Source organism: Streptomyces albireticuli (genome assembly GCF_002192455.1).
Classification (GTDB): Bacteria; Actinomycetota; Actinomycetes; order Streptomycetales; family Streptomycetaceae; genus Streptomyces; species Streptomyces albireticuli_B.
Genome location: NZ_CP021744.1, coordinates 5,152,928 through 5,169,358 on the forward strand (window position 1 = coordinate 5,152,928; position 16,431 = coordinate 5,169,358).

15 protein-coding genes are annotated in these 16,431 nt (G+C 71.2%); 8 read left to right on the forward strand and 7 right to left on the reverse strand.

Going from position 1 to position 16,431, the window contains the following annotated elements; translation table 11 throughout:
* The first annotated feature begins 49 nt into the window (after positions 1-49).
* Together SMD11_RS22210 and SMD11_RS22215 are read left to right on the forward strand one after the other, a co-directional pair.
* The gene (locus SMD11_RS22210; RefSeq protein WP_087928106.1) at positions 50-688 is read left to right on the forward strand and encodes a DsbA family protein; all 639 of its coding nucleotides are present in this window, start codon (positions 50-52) and stop codon (positions 686-688) included.
* A 60-nt stretch (positions 689-748) separates the two neighbouring features.
* A complete protein-coding gene (locus SMD11_RS22215) occupies positions 749-1,384 on the forward strand; it encodes a hypothetical protein (protein ID WP_087928107.1) in 636 nt (211 codons plus the stop codon).
* A 148-nt stretch (positions 1,385-1,532) separates the two neighbouring features.
* Here SMD11_RS22215 and SMD11_RS22220 read toward each other — a convergent pair whose 3' ends face one another.
* The 3 genes from SMD11_RS22220 to SMD11_RS22230 all read right to left on the reverse strand — a co-directional run bounded on the left by SMD11_RS22220 (position 1,533) and on the right by SMD11_RS22230 (position 5,387).
* On the reverse strand, positions 1,533-2,171 hold the full coding sequence (locus SMD11_RS22220; RefSeq protein ID WP_087928108.1) for a superoxide dismutase: 639 nt from the start codon (positions 2,169-2,171) through the stop codon (positions 1,533-1,535).
* A 176-nt stretch (positions 2,172-2,347) separates the two neighbouring features.
* A complete protein-coding gene (locus SMD11_RS22225; RefSeq protein WP_087928109.1) occupies positions 2,348-3,775 on the reverse strand; it encodes an amino acid permease in 1,428 nt (475 codons plus the stop codon).
* A 178-nt stretch (positions 3,776-3,953) separates the two neighbouring features.
* Positions 3,954-5,387 (reverse strand): amino acid permease, encoded by a 1,434-nt coding sequence (locus SMD11_RS22230; RefSeq protein ID WP_418952466.1) that lies wholly within the window; start codon positions 5,385-5,387, stop codon positions 3,954-3,956.
* A gap of 244 nt (positions 5,388-5,631) precedes the next feature.
* Here SMD11_RS22230 and SMD11_RS22235 point away from each other — a divergent pair, with 244 nt between their 5' ends.
* Positions 5,632-6,234 (forward strand): biotin transporter BioY, encoded by a 603-nt coding sequence (locus SMD11_RS22235; protein ID WP_087928111.1) that lies wholly within the window; start codon positions 5,632-5,634, stop codon positions 6,232-6,234.
* 85 nt (positions 6,235-6,319) lie between these two features.
* Here the strand turns inward: SMD11_RS22235 and SMD11_RS22240 are convergent, their stop codons facing one another.
* On the reverse strand, positions 6,320-7,213 hold the full coding sequence (locus tag SMD11_RS22240; RefSeq protein WP_087928112.1) for a hypothetical protein: 894 nt from the start codon (positions 7,211-7,213) through the stop codon (positions 6,320-6,322).
* Positions 7,214-7,338: 125 nt separating this feature from the next.
* Between SMD11_RS22240 and SMD11_RS22245 the strand changes: the two genes are divergently transcribed.
* Positions 7,339-8,952 carry a serine/threonine-protein kinase gene (locus tag SMD11_RS22245; protein ID WP_087928113.1) on the forward strand — a complete coding sequence of 538 codons (1,614 nt, stop codon included), beginning with the start codon at positions 7,339-7,341 and terminating at the stop codon, positions 8,950-8,952.
* Between the two features lie 22 nt (positions 8,953-8,974).
* On the opposite strand, the gene SMD11_RS22250 is transcribed toward SMD11_RS22245, so the two are convergent.
* Positions 8,975-10,405 (reverse strand): amino acid permease, encoded by a 1,431-nt coding sequence (locus tag SMD11_RS22250; protein ID WP_234366129.1) that lies wholly within the window; start codon positions 10,403-10,405, stop codon positions 8,975-8,977.
* Positions 10,406-10,601: 196 nt separating this feature from the next.
* On the opposite strand from SMD11_RS22250, the gene SMD11_RS22255 reads away from it, so the two are divergent.
* Both SMD11_RS22255 and SMD11_RS22260 read left to right on the forward strand, forming a co-directional pair.
* On the forward strand, positions 10,602-11,090 hold the full coding sequence (locus SMD11_RS22255) for a ribose-5-phosphate isomerase (protein WP_087928115.1): 489 nt from the start codon (positions 10,602-10,604) through the stop codon (positions 11,088-11,090).
* A gap of 151 nt (positions 11,091-11,241) precedes the next feature.
* The gene (locus SMD11_RS22260; RefSeq protein ID WP_087928116.1) at positions 11,242-12,051 is read left to right on the forward strand and encodes an Fpg/Nei family DNA glycosylase; all 810 of its coding nucleotides are present in this window, start codon (positions 11,242-11,244) and stop codon (positions 12,049-12,051) included.
* Positions 12,052-12,067: 16 nt separating this feature from the next.
* On the opposite strand, the gene SMD11_RS22265 is transcribed toward SMD11_RS22260, so the two are convergent.
* Positions 12,068-13,297, reverse strand: a complete 1,230-nt coding sequence (locus tag SMD11_RS22265; protein ID WP_087928117.1) for a GNAT family N-acetyltransferase — start codon at positions 13,295-13,297, stop codon at positions 12,068-12,070.
* Between the two features lie 148 nt (positions 13,298-13,445).
* On the opposite strand from SMD11_RS22265, the gene SMD11_RS22270 reads away from it, so the two are divergent.
* Positions 13,446-14,585, forward strand: coding sequence for a PP2C family protein-serine/threonine phosphatase (locus SMD11_RS22270; RefSeq protein ID WP_087928118.1), 1,140 nt, complete (start codon positions 13,446-13,448; stop codon positions 14,583-14,585).
* Positions 14,586-14,614: 29 nt separating this feature from the next.
* On the forward strand, positions 14,615-15,133 hold the full coding sequence (locus tag SMD11_RS22275; RefSeq protein ID WP_087928119.1) for an HD domain-containing protein: 519 nt from the start codon (positions 14,615-14,617) through the stop codon (positions 15,131-15,133).
* Between the two features lie 6 nt (positions 15,134-15,139).
* On the opposite strand, the gene SMD11_RS22280 is transcribed toward SMD11_RS22275, so the two are convergent.
* Positions 15,140-16,189, reverse strand: coding sequence for an acyltransferase family protein (locus SMD11_RS22280; protein WP_234366130.1), 1,050 nt, complete (start codon positions 16,187-16,189; stop codon positions 15,140-15,142).
* Positions 16,190-16,431: the final 242 nt, after the last annotated feature.

A 16,431-nucleotide genomic window follows, 5' to 3' on the forward strand; every position in this document is an offset into this window, starting at 1 on the left:
GGTGTCGTTGTTGAGGCGTCCAGTGATCAGCTCGTTTGAGGAGATTCCTGTGACCGCTGCCGAGAAGACCGTCGCGGACTTCTGGTTCGACCCGCTCTGCCCCTGGGCGTGGATGACGTCCCGCTGGATGCTGGAGGTCGAGAAGGTGCGCCCCGTCGAGGTGCGCTGGCACGTGATGAGCCTGGCCGTGCTGAACGAGAACAAGCTGGACGAGGTGCCCGAGGAGATCCGCGAGGTGCTGCGCACCGAGGCCTGGGGCCCGGTGCGGGTCTGCATCGCCGCGGAGCTCAAGCACGGCCCGGAGGTCCTCGGCCCGCTCTACACCGCGCTCGGCAACCGCTTCCACCTCCAGGGTCTGCCGCGCGACCGCGAGACCATCGCCGCCGCCCTGGCGGAGGTGGGCCTCCCCGTGGAGCTGGCGGACGCCGCGCACAGCGACGCCTTCGACGCGGAGCTGCGCGCCTCGCACCAGGAGGGCATCGACAAGGTCGGCCAGGACGTCGGCACGCCGGTCATCGCGGTGCCGGGCGCCGACGGCGAGCAGATCGCCTTCTTCGGCCCGGTCGTCACCCCCGCGCCCAAGGGCGAGGCGGCGGCCAGACTGTGGGACGGCACCCTGCTGGTCGCCTCCACGCCGGGGTTCTACGAGATCAAGCGCACCCGCACGCAGGGCCCGGTCTTCGACTAGCCCGCACCGGTCGGTGCGGTTCGACGGGCGCCACGGGGCAAGGTCCCTTAATGTCCCGGTATGGGCCGCACCGACCTCTCCCGTCCGCTCGGCCGCGACGGCGGCCGGGCCGACGAGCGGCCGTCGGACGCCGGCGCCCGCTACGCCGAGCTGCCCGTGCGCCCGTACGACCTGCTGCTCAAGATCGCTTGCCGGGTCGTGGCGGTGCTGTGGTCGCTGCTCGGCATGCGCCGGGCGGCGGCCGTCCTGCGGCACTATCTGCGCGGCACCGGCGCGGCCTACCGGGTGGACGCCGCGGAGCTGCTCGCCCTGCCGGCCGTCCGGTCCGCCGCCGAGGAGCAGCTGGCCCGCTGGCGCGCCGAGGCGCAGAACCGCTGGCGGCGAGGGCCGCGTACCCCGGCCGCCTACCCCGCCGACAGCGGGTGGCGCGGGGTGCGGCTGACCCGGCGGGGGAGCACGGACTGGTGGCTCGCCCTGCGCGGCGTCGAATTCCGGCTGACGGGCACGGTCCGGGTGGCCGCCGACGGCGCGACGAACGTCGACTATCGCTTTGCCGTGTGCAAGAACGGGAACTTCGCGCGCGGGGAACGCGCGGAATCCGAATACGGGATTCCGTTCGCCGTGTTCGCGCGTCTTCACGAGACGGGTCTCGCGCGGGAATTCACGGTCACCGGCGAGGCGTTCGGACACGTCTGAGAAGAGCGTTACGGCAGTGGGACCCTGAGGCGCCGACAGCTCTGGTAGACAGGGAGAGGCCCCCGCGCGAATCGACCGCGCGGGGGCCTCTCGGGCACCTGTCCCGTGAAGGTTGAGAAGACGATCACGAGCAGGGCGTACCGGGGTGTTACGGAACCAGCAGCAGGTTGCCGCGCTCCTTGGCGGCCGTGTAGCGCTTGGCCACGTCCTGCCAGTTGACGACGGCCCACATGGCGTCGATGAAGTCGACCTTCTGGTTCTTGTACTGAAGGTAGAAGGCGTGCTCCCAGGCGTCGAAGACCAGGATCGGGACCGAGCCCTGGCCGACGTTGCCCTGGTGGTCGTAGACCTGCTCGACGATCAGCTTGCCGCTGATCGGCTCGTAGGCGAGGACGCCCCAGCCGGAGCCCTGGGTGGTCGCGGAGGCCTTGGTCAGCTGGGCCTTGAACTTCGCGAAGGAGCCGAACGACTCGGCGATGGCGTCCGCCAGCTCGCCCACGCCGTCCTTGTCCAGGGGCTCGCCGCCGCCGTCGCCGGTCATGTTCTGCCAGTAGATGCTGTGCAGGATGTGGCCGGACAGGTGGAAGGCCAGGTTCTTCTCGAGGCCGTTGATGGCGCCCCACTGGTCCTTGTCGCGGGCCTCGGCGAGCTGCTCCAGCGTGTCGTTCGCGCCCTTGACGTACGCGGCGTGGTGCTTGTCGTGGTGCAGCTCGATGATCTTCGCATCGATGACCGGCTGAAGCGCCGCGTAATCGTAGGGGAGTTCAGGAAGTGTGTAGATGGCCATGCCGAGCCCTCCGACTGCTTATTGCAATTAACTTGCAGGTAGACGCTACCAGTAACAGCCTGCGACGCGCGGTTAAGGGTGCCCTATTTGACGAGTCTCGGACCAAAGACCGAGGCGGGGTAGGTCCAGGAGATCAGGACCTACCCCGCCTCTGTGGGGGGTGTGATGGTGGAGCGTCAGTTCCGGACGGACTCCTTGGCTGCCACCGCGCGCTGGCGCAGGTAGCCGACGAGACAGAGGGCGACGGTGAGGCCGGCCGTGGCGAAGAGCTGGATCCGGGTCTCCTCCTGCCGCAGCATCAGGCCGAGGACCGCGAGGATCGCGGCGATGGCCACCCACGTCAGGGTGGGGTAGGCCCACATCCGCACGACCAGCTTCTCCGGCTCCTCGCGCTCCAGCTTCCGCCGCAGGGCCAGCTGGGTGACGGCGATGAACAGCCACACCACCAGCACCGCCGCGCCGGTCACGTACAGCAGCCACTTGAAGACGGTGTCGGGCCACCAGTAGCTCAGCAGCACCGCGAAGAAGCCGAAGGCGGAGGAGGCCAGCACCGTCAGACGGGGCACGCCGCCGCTGGTCCGGGCCAGGAAGCGGGGGCCCTGGCCGCGCATCACCAGGGAGTACGACATCCGGGAGGCGCCGTAGATGTTGGCGTTCATCGCGGAGAGCAGAGCGATCAGCACGATCACGTTCATGATCTGCCCGGCGGCCGGGATGTCGAGGTACTTCAGGACGGCCACGTACGGACCGTGGGCGGTGATCGACTCGTCGTTCCACGGGATCACCGTGACGATCACGAGCATCGAGCCGACGTAGAAGAGGGCGATGCGCCACATCGCCGTGCGGACCGCCTGGGCGACGCCCTTGACCGGGTGCTCGGACTCGGCCGCGGCGATCGTCACCGTCTCCAGGCCGCCGTAGGCGAAGACCGAGGCCAGCAGGCCGACGACCAGGCCGTTGGCGCCGTTGGGTATGAAGCCGCCGTGACCGCTGAGGTTGGAGCTGCCCGGCGCCTCGGTGCCCGGCAGCACGCCGAGGATGGCCAGCACGCCCAGGACCAGGAAGATGGCGATCGCGCCGACCTTGAGCGCCGCGAACCAGAACTCGAACTCACCGAAGTTGCCGACCGCCGCCAGGTTCGTGCCGCAGAAGAGCGCCATGAAGAGGAGGACCCACATCCAGGAGTCCGTCGACGGGAACCACGACTGCATGATCGCCGCGGCGCCGATCGCCTCGGCGGCGATGCCCACACAGAGCTCCACCCAGAACATCCAGCCGGCGGCGAACCCCGCCCAGGGGCCGATCGCCCGGTTGGCGTGGACGGAGAAGGTTCCCGAGGCCGGGTTGGCCGCCGACATCTCGCCCAGCATGCGCATCACGAGCATCACCAGAAGCCCGGAGACCGCGTAGGCGAGGACGATGGCGGGACCGGCGGCGGCGATACCGGCGCCCGAGCCGACGAACAGACCGGCGCCGATCACACCGCCGAGGGCGATCATCGACAGATGGCGCTGCTTGAGGCCGTGCGACAGATCCGTGCCGCCCGGCTCCTGGGGGGTGACCCCGTCGCGCGAGGGCGCGGAGGTCGCAGGTGTCCGAGTCATGATCGTGTGTGTCCCGTGGGGTGAGAGCGGAAAAGTGGCCTCAGTGTGGGGTTCATGTTCGCTCAGGACAACACCTGTGACACGCCTGTCCGATATTCAGACGAGAGTGTGACTGTACGTGCCTGACGTCTCGCCAGAACCGATGCGAATCCGCGGTTTCAGCGGCGCCCGAGAAGGCTTACCGGGGGTTACGACGGAGCCGGAGCTCCCGCAGACCGGCGACCAGGAGCACCGCGCCCGTCGCCGCGGCGGACCACATCAGCTGCGGCCGCGCGCCCTCGTCGGTGAGCATCAGCACCAGCACGGCGCCCATCGCGGCCAGAGCGACCCAGGTCAGATAGGGGAAGCCCCACATCCGCAGCGTCAGCCGGTCCGGCATCTCGCGCTCGATCCGGCGCCGCAGCCGCAGCTGCGAGGCGGCGATCAGGCCCCAGACGAAGAGCAGTACCGCACCCACGGCGTTCAGCAAGTAGTGGAAGATCGAATCCGGCCACTTCAGATTCAGTATCACCGAGGCGAAACCGAAGGCGACCGAGGCGAGCACGGCCCGGCGCGGCACGCCGCCGCCCGACACCTTGAGCAGCGAGCGCGGCGCCTCGCCCCGCTCGGCCAGCGAGAAGACCATCCGTGACGAGCCGTAGAGGTTGGCGTTCAGGGCGGACAGCAGTGCCACGAAGACCACGATGTTCATGATCTGCCCGGCCCCGGGCACCCCGATGTGGTCCAGCACCGCCACGTAGGGGCTCTTGCCCGGCTGCATGGACGACCACGGCAGCAGGGTCACGATGACCAGCATCGAGCCCACGTAGAAGAAGAGGATCCGCCACACGGCGCTGCGCACCGCCCGGCCCACGGCGCGTGCCGGGTCGTCGGATTCGGCGGCCGCGATGGTGACGACCTCCAGGCCGCCGAAGGCGAAGACGACCGCCAGGACGCCGGAGACCACGCCGCTCCAGCCGTGCGGCAGGAAGCCGCCCTGGCCGGTGAGGTTGGACAGGCCCACCGCGCTGGTGTCCGGCAGCACCCCGAAGATCGCCAGCAGGCTGAGCCCCAGGAACAGGACGATCGCGCCGACCTTGAGGGTGGCGAACCAGAACTCGAACTCGCCGAAGTTCTTCACCGCCGCGAGGTTGGCGGCCGTGAAGACCACCATGAAGATCAGCACCCAGCCCCACTGGGGCACCGACGGCACCCAGCCGTTCGCGATCTGGGCCGCGCCCGTCGCCTCCACGGCCAGCACGACCACCAGCAGGAACCAGTAGAGCCAGCCCACCGTGAAGCCCGCCCACCGGCCCAGGGCCCGCTCCGCGTGCACGGAGAACGCGCCCGACGCGGGCATCGCCGAGGACATCTCGCCGAGCATCCGCATCACCAGCATCGCGAGCGCGCCCGCGATCAGGTAGGACACGATGATCCCCGGGCCGGCCACGGCGATACCGGCACCCGAGCCCACGAACAGGCCGGCGCCGATCACGCCGCCCAGCCCCAGCATCGTCAGATGCCGCTGCTTGAGCCCGGCCGACAGCGGTTCTTTCTCGCCGGTGAGGGTGTCAGCGGCTGGCGGTGCGTCGTGCATGGGGCTCGTACTTCCGGATCTGCGCGCGAGGCGCATGGGGGGTGCGCACGGGGCGCGAAGAGGTATAGGTGACTCCACATTCTCCCGGCGGAGTCGTCTGAGCCAAGCCTCGCCGCTCTCCAGTGACGAGCATCACGCGCCATTCTGCCCACGCTGGGAAGCCTCCAAGCGGAACGCCCCGCCTTTGTCATCGCCACCCGGTGCCCGGACGGCGACGCTCGGCTAACGTCGCCCTGGTCCCTTACTTACTTGTCCTATACCTCTATCTCGCGGAGTACCGATGGCCACCGCCGCTGCTTCTGTCACCCGGACCGGTACGGTCCTCGCCGATCTGCTCCCCGCCACCTCCGCCGGGCGCGCCCGCGTCCGCGACGCCGCCCTGATCCTCGGCGGTGCCGCGCTGACCGGCCTGACCGCCCAGATCGCGATCCCGGTCCCCGGCTCCCCGGTCCCGGTCAGTGGCCAGACCTTCGCCGCCCTCCTGGTCGGCACCGCCCTCGGCGCCCGCCGCGGCTTCCTCTCCCTCGCCCTCTACGCGGTGGTCGGCATGGCCGGCGTGCCGTGGTTCGCCGAGGGCCGCACCGGCACGGCCTTCGCCTCCTTCGGCTACGTCCTCGGCATGCTGCTGGCCACCACCGTCGTCGGCGCGCTCGCCCGCCGCGGTGCCGACCGCTCCGTCCTGCGCACCGCGGGCACCATGGCGCTCGGTTCCGCGATCATCTACGCGGTCGGCGTCCCCTACCTCGCGCTGTACGCCCACATCTCCCTGACCGAGGCGGTCGCGGCGGGCCTGACGCCCTTTCTCATCGGCGACGCCCTGAAGGCCGCCCTGGCCATGGGCGCCCTGCCCGCCGCCTGGAAGCTGCTGGGCCGCCGCGGCTGACGCCGCCCCGCGCCGCACGAGCCGGGCCCGCACCCCTGACGCCAGGGGTGCGGGCCCGGTCCGCGTCCAGGACGGCCGCCGGAGCTCAGTGGCGGCCCCGCCTGCGGGTGGTCACCCAGATCCCGACCGCGCCCGCGACCAGCAGCGCGCCGGCCAGCGCGCCCGCCAGCGGCAGCGCCGACGGCGAGCCCGTACGGGGCAGCTCGGCCGGCGACTCGCTCGTGGAGGGGGCCGCGCCGCCCGCGCTCCGGGACGGGGCTGCTTCCTTGCCGTCCTTGCCCGTGCCCGTCGACGGCGAGGCGCTCACCGTGCCGCCGCTCGGGCCGCCGGACTTCCCGGCCGCCGTCGGCGCGCTCGCCGTGCCCCCGCTCGGGGTGGCCGCCCCGCCGGACGGCACGTTCTTGGTGCCGAGCAGCAGCGGGGTGTCCGGCGCGTCGGAGCTGGTGTCGGTGGTCCCGAAGTGGACCGGGCCCTGCTGCCACAGCAGGGTCTTCGTGTCGCCCAAGGTGACGGGAAGGCAGATCCGGCCCGTCTTCCCCAGGTCGAAGCGTGCCGTCACCCGGTATTCCCGGCTCTGGCCCGCGGCCAGTTTGTCGACGGCGCAGGAGAAACCACTGTTCGAACCCTCGGGAAGCTCTCCGGCCGGGATGGCGGAGCACCCCTCGACCGCCTTGATCTGCATTCCCTCGAACCCCACCACCTTCAGCCGGACCGCCCCGAGTTCCTTGGCCTCGCCATTACGGATGGTGGCATTCAGACTGGTGTTCCCCGTCTTTTTGCCCACGGTTATCTTGCCCGGCAGACCGGTCGTGACCTTGTACCCCGCCGGCACGCTCGGGCCGGGGCTCCCGCCCTGGCCGCTGCCGGGCGTGGGCTCGGCGGCACTCTGAGAGGCGACAGCCACGGACGGCACCAGCAGTGCCGCGGCCAAGGACGCCGAAGCGGCCAGGGCCACCGTGACGGGCAGCGCCGGTGACACCGGACGACGCCTCCGTCGAATACTTCGGAACATTTTCGCTCCCCCCTATCTCCGCTCCGTGCAGAGGTATTTGAATAGGTACCACAAGATTCCAATGTCCGAGGCTGCGGAACGATAATTCCGCAATGGGGGCGGGCCTGGTGGGGAATTCGAGCGACGAGGTGCGGGGGCAGCGGCTGGTGGTGGGGCGCTACCGGCTGCTGGAATTGATCGGGCGCGGCGGAATGGGCCGGGTGTGGCGGGCGGACGACCGGATACTCGGCCGGCTCGTGGCCGCCAAGGAGATCCGTATCGACGGGCTCGTCGGGGAGGCCAGCACCGTCCAGCGGGAGCGCAGTCTGCGCGAGGCCCGTGCCACCGCCCGGATCGACCACCCGAACGTCGTGCGGGTCTACGACGTGGCCGAGGAGGACGACCGGCTGTGGATCGTGATGGAGCTCGTCGACGGCCGCTCCCTGGAACAGGCGCTGGGCCGTGACGGGCCCGTCGCCCCGCGCGAGGCCGCCCGGATCGGGCTGGGCCTGGTGCGCGCCCTGCGCGCGGTGCACGCCGTCGGCGTGCTGCACCGCGACATCAAGCCGGGCAACGTCCTGCTGACCGAGGGCGGCCGGATCGTCCTCACCGACTTCGGGATCGCCGCCATGCAGGACGCCGCGGCGCTGACCATGGCGGGCACCCTGGTCGGCTCGCCGGAGTACATGGCCCCGGAGCGGATCGAGGGCAGGCAGCAGGGCCCGCCGTCCGACCTGTGGTCGCTCGGCGCGACCCTGTGCGCGGCGGTCGAGGGCAGGTCGCCCTTCACCCGGGCGACCACCCTGGCGACGCTGCACGCCGTCCTCTACGAACAGCCGGAGATCCCGCCCGCCGCGGGGCCGCTGCGGGAGCTGCTGGCCGGGCTGCTGCTCAAGGAAGCGGGGCGGCGGCCGTCCCTCGACGAGGTGGAGGGCGCCCTGACCGCCCTCGCCGAGCCGGGCCCGCACCCGCCGACGGTCCTCTCCGAACAGCCGCCGCCCGTGGCGCCCGTACCGCCGCCGGGCCCCGCGCCCGTGCCCGTACCGCCCCCGGAGCCCTCGCCGGACACACGGGACAGGCGGGGTGGCGGTCCGCCGCGCCGCAGGGTCGCGCTGCTGGCCGCCGGCGCGGTCGTGACCGTGTCGGCGGTGGCCGTGGGGATCGTCCTGGTGGCACGCGGCCCCGGGGGAGCGGAGGGAGGGGACACCCCGGCGGGCGGCACGGACAGGCCGCCCGGCAGCTCGGCACCGGCCACCACGGCGCCGGGCGGGAAGCCGGGAGAGAAGGAGAAGGGGTCCGGCGGGGCCGCGGAGGGGGAGCGCCGGACCGAGGACGGCTTCAGCTGGGTGCCGCCGGCCGACTGGAACCGCACGCAGCAGACGCCCAGCGACGTGACCTACACCTCGAAGGACGGCGCGATCGAGCTCTCCGCCAAGCAGGGCCGCACGACGGAGGACCTGCTGACGCACTGGGAGCGGTTCGAGCGCGGCTTCCACGGCACGCCGGGCTACCGGAAGCTGAAACTGGAGAGGACCACCTTCTCCGGGGATCCGGCGGTGGTCTGGGAGTACGCGTTCCTCCAGGGCGGGAAGCCCCGCCAGGGGCGGCAGCTCGGCTTCGAGAAGGGAGGCCGGACGTACCAGGTGAGTGTCTGGTACGCCGACTCCGCCGAGTCCACCGCCCTCACGGTGTACGGGCGCGCCAAGAAGTCCTTCGAGACCTCGTGACGCGCCCGCCGGAAGGAGGTGCCTACCGCTGAGCGGCGCCCTGCGCGCGCCGGCGGCGGTCCAGGACCAGGCCGACGACCAGGACGATCGCGCCCAGCAGCGTCGACAGCAGGACCTGCTGACGGTTGTCGCCGCCGTCGTAGACCATGTAGCCCAGCACGAAGGTGATCATGCCGATGGTGGCCCAGGTCAGGTACGGGAAGAGCCACATCTTCACGACGTGCCGCTCCGGCATCTCGCGCTGGATGATGCCGCGCATCCGCAGCTGCGTGAAGCAGATCACCAGCCAGACGAAGAGGGCGACGGCGCCCGAGGCGTTCAGCAGGAACTTGAAGACCGTGTCCGGCCACATGTAGTTGAAGAACACCGACAGGAAGCCGAAGACGACCGAGCCGAGGATGGCGGCCTGCGGGACGCCCTTCTTGTTGGCGCGGGCGAAGGCCTTCGGCGCGTCGCCGCGCTGGCCGAGCGAGAAGGCCATGCGGGAGGCGGTGTAGAGGCCCGAGTTCAGGCAGGAGAGCACGGCGGTCAGCACGATGACGTTCATGATCTGGCCGGCGTGCGGGATGCCGATCGAGTCGAGGGCGGCGACGTAGCTGCCCTTCTCGGCGATCTCCTTGGAGTCCCACGGGAGCAGGGAGACCACGACGAGGATCGAGCCCAGGTAGAAGACGCCGATGCGCCAGATCACGCTGTTGGTGGCCTTGGTGACCGCGCGCTGCGGGTCCTCGGACTCACCGGCGGCCAGGGTGACGATCTCGCTGCCCATGAAGGAGAAGACGACCATCAGCACACCGGCGAGGATCGCCCCCGGCCCGTTGGGCAGGAACCCGCCGTGCGCGGTCAGGTTGTCCAGGCCCGCGCCCGGGTTGTCCGAGCCCGGCAGCAGGCCGAACATGGCCAGCCCGCCGATCACGACGAACGCCGAGATGGCGACGACCTTGATGCCCGCGAACCAGAACTCGAACTCGCCGTAGGAGCTCACCGAGCCCAGGTTGGTGATCGTGAGGACCACCATGACGATCAGGGCCCAGGCCCACTGCGGCACGGCCGGTATCCAGCCTTCGAGGATCTCCGCGCCCGCGGTCGCCTCGACCGCCAGCACGACGACCCAGAAGAACCAGTACAGCCAGCCGATGGTGAAACCGGCCCAGCGGCCCAGCGCCCGGTCCGCGTAGGCGGAGAAGGAGCCGGAGGTCGGGTTGGCGGCGGCCATCTCGCCGAGCATCCGCATGACGAAGACGACCATCGCGCCGACGAGTGCGTAAGAGACGAGGATGGCGGGGCCGGCGGCGGCGATGCCGCTCTTGGAACCCACGAAGAGACCGGCACCGATCACACCGCCGATGGCGATCATGGACAGGTGGCGGTTCTTGAGCCCGGCCTTGAGGCCGTCCTGGGCAGACGCGGCGGTGGCCTGCCCGGGGTCGCCGGAGGTCGACGCCTTTGTCATAGTCGGCGGTGTCGCGCCCATGTGCACGTTCCTTAGGTTCTCGGGTTACGAGCCCCCGCATTAGAACTTTTCGAAGGCGTGTTTAGGAAGGTCCGAATCCGTATCGTTGTGATCGCCTGACGTTGCCTGACGTTCACCTGGACTTGGGGGCGCCCTGCGGCGGATCCGGGTCCGGACTCGTGCCACACTCGTCCGCATGCGCGTGTATCTCGGCTCCGACCATGCCGGCTACGAACTCAAGAACCACCTCGTCGAGTGGCTCACGGCCCAGGGCCATGAGCCGGTCGACTGCGGCCCGCACATCTATGACGCCCAGGACGACTACCCGCCGTTCTGTCTCCGTGCCGCGGAGCGGACCGCCGCGGACAAGGACAGCCTCGGCATCGTCATCGGCGGCTCCGGCAACGGCGAGCAGATCGCCGCGAACAAGGTCAAGGGCGTCCGGGCGGCCCTCGCCTGGAGCGAGCAGACCGCTGCCCTCGGCCGTGAGCACAACGACGCCAACGTGATCAGCATCGGCGGCCGGATGCACACCCAGGAGGAGGCGACGAAGTTCGTCGAGATCTTCCTGGCCACGCCGTACTCCGGCGAGGAGCGGCACACCCGCCGCATCGAGATGCTGAGCCGCTACGAGACGACGGGCGAGCTCCCGGCGATCCCGGCCCACCACCCGCAGCAGGACTGACCCTTCCATCCCGGGCGCCGGGCGAGCTGGATTCCAGCCCGCCCGGCGTTCGAGGGCGCCGCGCGGAGCCGCACAGCGGATGCGGCGGGAAGGGGCGGGGCAGGGGAGAAAGAGGCCTGCCCGCAGAAGGAAGCGCACAGGAGGCACCGCCTTGCCCGAAGGGCATACGATCCACCGCCTCGCGGCGGACCACCGCGCCATGTTCGCGGGCCGAACCGTCCGCGTGACCAGCCCCCAGGGCAAGTTCTCGGACAGCGCGGCGCTGCTGGACGGCCAGGTCCTGGAGACCGCCGAGGCCCACGGCAAGCACCTCTTCCTCGGCTTCGGCGCCGGCGACTGGATCCACATCCACCTCGGCCTCTTCGGCAAGTACGCCCTCGGCGACCGCCCGGCCCCGCCCGCCACCGACACCGTGCGGCTGCGCCTGGCCACCCCGTCGGCCTTCGCCGACCTGCGCGGGCCCACCACCTGCGCCCTGATCACCGACGCCGAGAAGCAGGCGATACACGACCGGCTCGGCCCGGACCCGCTGCGCCCCGGCGACGACCCGGACAAGGCGTGGCAGCGGATCTCCCGCAGCCGCACCACCGTCGCCGCGCTCCTCATGGACCAGAAGGTCATCGCCGGCGTCGGCAACGTCTACCGCGCCGAGGTCCTTTTCCGGCACGGAATCGACCCGTACCGCCTCGGCCGTGACCTCACCCGGCCGGAGTGGGACGCGATGTGGTCGGATCTGGCGGAGCTGATGCGCGAAGGCGTCCGGAACAACAGAATCGACACCGTGCGCCCCGAGCACACCCCGGAGGCCATGGGCCGCCCACCGCGCGTGGACGACCACGGCGGCGAGGTGTACGTGTACCGCCGGGCCCAGCAGCCCTGCCACATCTGTGGCGGCGAGATCCGCACCGCCGGTCTCGCCGCCCGCAACCTCTTCTGGTGCCCCGCCTGCCAGCACCGCTGACGGGCGGCCGGCGGGCTCAGAAGCCGTGCGGCAGCCACGGCGCGACCGAGCCGCCGAACGCCGTCGCCGCCTCCTCCAGCGCGCCCTCCCGCACCTCCGTCACCCGCCCGGCCGCCGCCAGCGCCGCCAGCGACACCCCGCCCAGATAGGCGGCGCCCAGCTCCCGCACGGACAGCACCAGGTCCGCGGCGTCCTCGGTACGCTCGCAGGAGGCCCCCTTCGGGTCCCCCGTGAGCCGCCAGCGCCCCGCGTTCCACGGACAGAAGTCGTCGGCCACCTCGAACACCACGTCCAGCGGCGTCCGGTACGTCCGCGCGGCCAGCGCCGCGCCCACGTCGACCAGCCGGAGGTGCAACTGGTCCCGCACCGCAGGCTCGCACCGCCGTGCGTCACCCACCAGGTGCAGCAGCGGATCGTCGACCGGCAGGCTGAAGCACGTGACCCGCGACGTCAGGTCGATCCCGCACAGATAGCGCCACAGCGCCGCGTACGCCGCCGGCGTCAGGGCCTCGGCATCGCGCAGCCGCACCGTGCCGTTCGGCCCCGCCTGCGTCCACTCCACGTTCACCGCGTACCGCGCGTACCCCACCACCTCGCCGCCGGCCTCGGCCAGCACGCACTGCAACGGCGAGGCCCCCGCGCGCTGATCGGCGGGGTCCAGCAGCGGCTGCGCCTCCCAGCCGGGCTGCCGCTCCAGCATCCCGGGGCGGGCGGCTACCCGGCGCGCGTAGACCGCCTCGCAGGCGTCCCGTGCTTCCTCGGGCTTCGACAAGCGCAACCGCACCTCGTCCGTGCCGTCCGGGACGGCGAGACGCACCCGCGTCGTGTCGACGGTCACGCGCAGGGAGTGGGTCGCGGTGCCGTAGCCGAACCGGCCGTAGATCCCCGGCTCGGAAGCCGTCAGCACCGCTATCGGCTCACCCCAGGCCCGTACGTCGTCCAATTGACGCCGCATCATCGCGCGCAGCACGCCGCGCCTGCGGTGCGTCGGCCGCACGCCCACCATCGTCACCCCGGCGGCGGGCACCACCGCGCCGCCCGGGACCGTGATCCGGAAGGCGAACGCCCCGGTCGTGCCCACGACTTCGGGGCCGTCCCAGGCGCCGATCGAACGGTCGAACCGGGCCAGCTCCCGCCACAGCGCGGCCTCCTCGGGAGCCTCCGCGACCCCGCCGAAGGCCAGCTCCAGCGTGCCGTACCAGGCGTCCCAGTCGGCCTGGCGAAGTACTCGTAACTCCGTCGTCATGCCCTCATGACAGCAGCGGATTCCCTTCCGGGCGAACGAATTTCGCATATGGTGGCTCTCCGTGCTTCTTTGCGCCCTGCCCCAGGTCGACGTGTCGGCGCGGCGTGAGTCGACGCACCGCCGAATGGGTGGATAAGGTCACGATGCAATGACTGGCGGTGCGGAGACCCCGACGGCCCGGATGCGCAAAGCACTGCACCGGGCTCGCACGAGCGTGCGCAAAGCCGGTGTCGACTACTTCCGCGGCGACGGCTCCGACTGGATCGCCCTGGGCGCCCTGCTGCTCTGCGTACCCGCCCTCGCGCTCGGCACCGTGGCTCTGCCCGAGTGGTGCGCGCCCTCGGCGCTCGTCCTGCCCATCGTCGCCGGCGGACTGCTGCTGCGCCCCGCCAGCCTGCTGGCCCTCTACGCAGCCTCCGCCGCCGCCCTGATCGTGGAGGCCGCCGCCCTGGACACGGGCGGGCACGGCGGCGCCGACCGGGTCACCCCCGGCACCATCCTCGTCGTCGCGGCCGTCGGCTTCCTCGGCCTGCTCATCGCCCAGTTCCGCAGCCGCGTCGGCGTGCCCTGGCGGCGCGGCGGCACCATGCTCTTCGACCTGCGCGAACGCATCCGCGTCCAGAGCAAGCTGCCCAAACTGCCGCGCGGCTGGCACCGGGAGATGGCGCTGCGCCCGGCCGGCGGCCAGTCCTTCTCCGGCGACTTCGTCGTCGCCGCCCGGACCAACGGCGGGCGCACCCTGGAGGTCGTCCTCACCGACGTCTCCGGCAAGGGCATGGACGCCGCCTCGCGCGCCCTGCTGCTCTCCGGGGCCTTCGGCGGCCTGCTGGGCTCGCTGCCGCCGCACGCCTTCCTGCCCGCCGCCAACGGCTATCTGCTCCGCCAGGACTGGGACGAGGGCTTCGCCACCTCCGTCCATCTCGTCCTCGACCTCGACAGCGGCGACTACGAGATGTTCTCCGCCGGGCACCTGCCCGGCCTCCAGCTCAGCGCCGGCACGGGCCGCTGGGAGGAGAAGGCCGCCGAAGGCCCCCTCCTGGGCGTCTACGACGGCGCCCAGTTCGACCCGATAAAGGGGACGCTGGGCGCCGGCGACGTCCTGATGCTCTTCACCGACGGCCTGGTCGAGACGGCCGAGCGGGATCTCACCGAGGGCATGGACCGGCTCACCGGCGAGGCGGACCGCTATGTCTCCGGCGGCTTCCAGGGCGCGGCCTGGCACCTCATCGAGGCGGTCGCCAAGGACGTCAACGACGACCGTGCCCTGCTGCTCATCTGCCGCCACTGACCGGCCGCCCACGTCCCCCGAGGAGCCGCATGCCGCACCACCCCGCACCCGCGCCGCTGGACCTCGCCGCCGTGGAGGCCCTCGCCCGCAGGGCGCACGCCACGCAGACGGACAAGGCCGGGCGCCCGTACAGCGAGCACCTGGCCGCGGTCGCCGAGGGCGTACGGGCGCGGGGCGGCAGCGAGGCGCAGATCGCCGCCGCCTGGCTGCACGACGCGGTCGAGGACGGCGCCGTCACCGAGGAGTGGCTGGCGGGGGCGGAGCTGCCCCGGGAGACCAAGGACATCGTGCTCGCGGTGACCAAGAGGCCCGGGGAGGCCCCCGAGGCGTACGCGGCGCGGATCCTCGCCACGCCGGGCGCGCTCACGGTCAAGGCCGCGGACCTCGCGCACAACGCGGACCCGGCCCGGGCCGCCGCCCTCGACCCGGACACCCGCGAGAGGCTGCGACGCAAGTACGCCCGTATGGGTGAACTGCTCGGCCTGGACGACTTCGCGGTCCGAAGCGTCCGGTCGTCCAGGCCGTCCGGGCCGGCTGAGCCGTTTTGAGGCCCCTCAGGGCCGCTTGCGGAAGGCCCACTCCATCCTCGGCTCCACGGCGAAGCGGAAGACCCGTCTCACCGGCGGGGTGCACAGCGCGGTCATCATCCCGGCCGCCAGCACCGTCACCACCACGCCGCCGACCGGCTCGCGGATCCAGGCGTAGGCGTCGTACCACTCCCACCAGCGCGAGAGCTTGATCAGGAAGCCGTGCAGCAGGAAGCCGTAGAGGGTGCCCGCGCCCAGCGCCGTGAACCACACGGTGCGGCGCGGGACCCAGGCGAGGAAGCACACGATCAGCACCGCGGCGCAGCCGAACATCGCCAGCTGCATCACCGGCGCGGCCCACAGGGGCGCGGCCAGCTCCTGGACGCTGTCGTTGTGGTAGAACCACGAGCTGTTCATCCGCGGCGACGCCCAGTAGGCCACCGCGATCGCGGTGGCGAACACCGGTACGGCGGCGATGCGCAGCCACCGGCGCTGTACGAGCCGGAAGTGGTGCGGCTCCATGTGGAGACCGATGACGAAGAACGGCAGGAACTGAAGAACCCGCTGAAGATCGAGATCGTTGCCGACCTCGGGTGAGAGCGCCGCGAGGATCGCGATCGCGAACGACACGGGAACGGCCCAGCGCAGGTTCTGCCAGATCGGCGTGGTCAGCCGCCAGACGAACAGCGCGGCCAGGAACCAGTTCAGGTACCAGGGGTTGAGCAGCGTGATCGGCTCCGGCGGGGCGTCCTCCGCCCGGTGCTGGAAGAAGGTGTACGCGACCTCGAAGATCAGGTACGGCACGACGACCCCGGTGACCAGCCGTTTGACCTTGGCGGGGCTCAGGTCGAAGCCACGGGAGAAGTAGCCCGAGATCAGGATGAACGCCGGCATGTGGAAGGCGTAGACGGTGAGGTAGAGCGCCAGCGCCGCGCGGCTGGTGTGGGTGAGCGGCTCCCAGGCGTGCCCGAGGGCCACGAGGACGATCGCCAGGTATTTGGCGTTGTCGAAGAACGGATCGCGCCCCGCTCCGGCGGGGGATGCTCCGGGGAGCCCCGGAAGCCGCGGTGCGGGCACCGCCGATCGTGTGGGAGGGGTGACAGCGGGAGGCATTCGAGGCACCTTAGCGGCGGAATCGGAAGCGGTAAAACCCTGTTCCGTTTATTTGCTTATTCACCCCGAACCGGTCTTGTCCCAGTCAAGTCGCCCGATATCATCTCCCGCAGCTTTCCGGACGATTCTCGACGAGCTACCGACGAAACGTCACACTGCCCCTGTAGAGGGCAAGTTGGTGGCACGATGATTGATGTGTGGGGGCT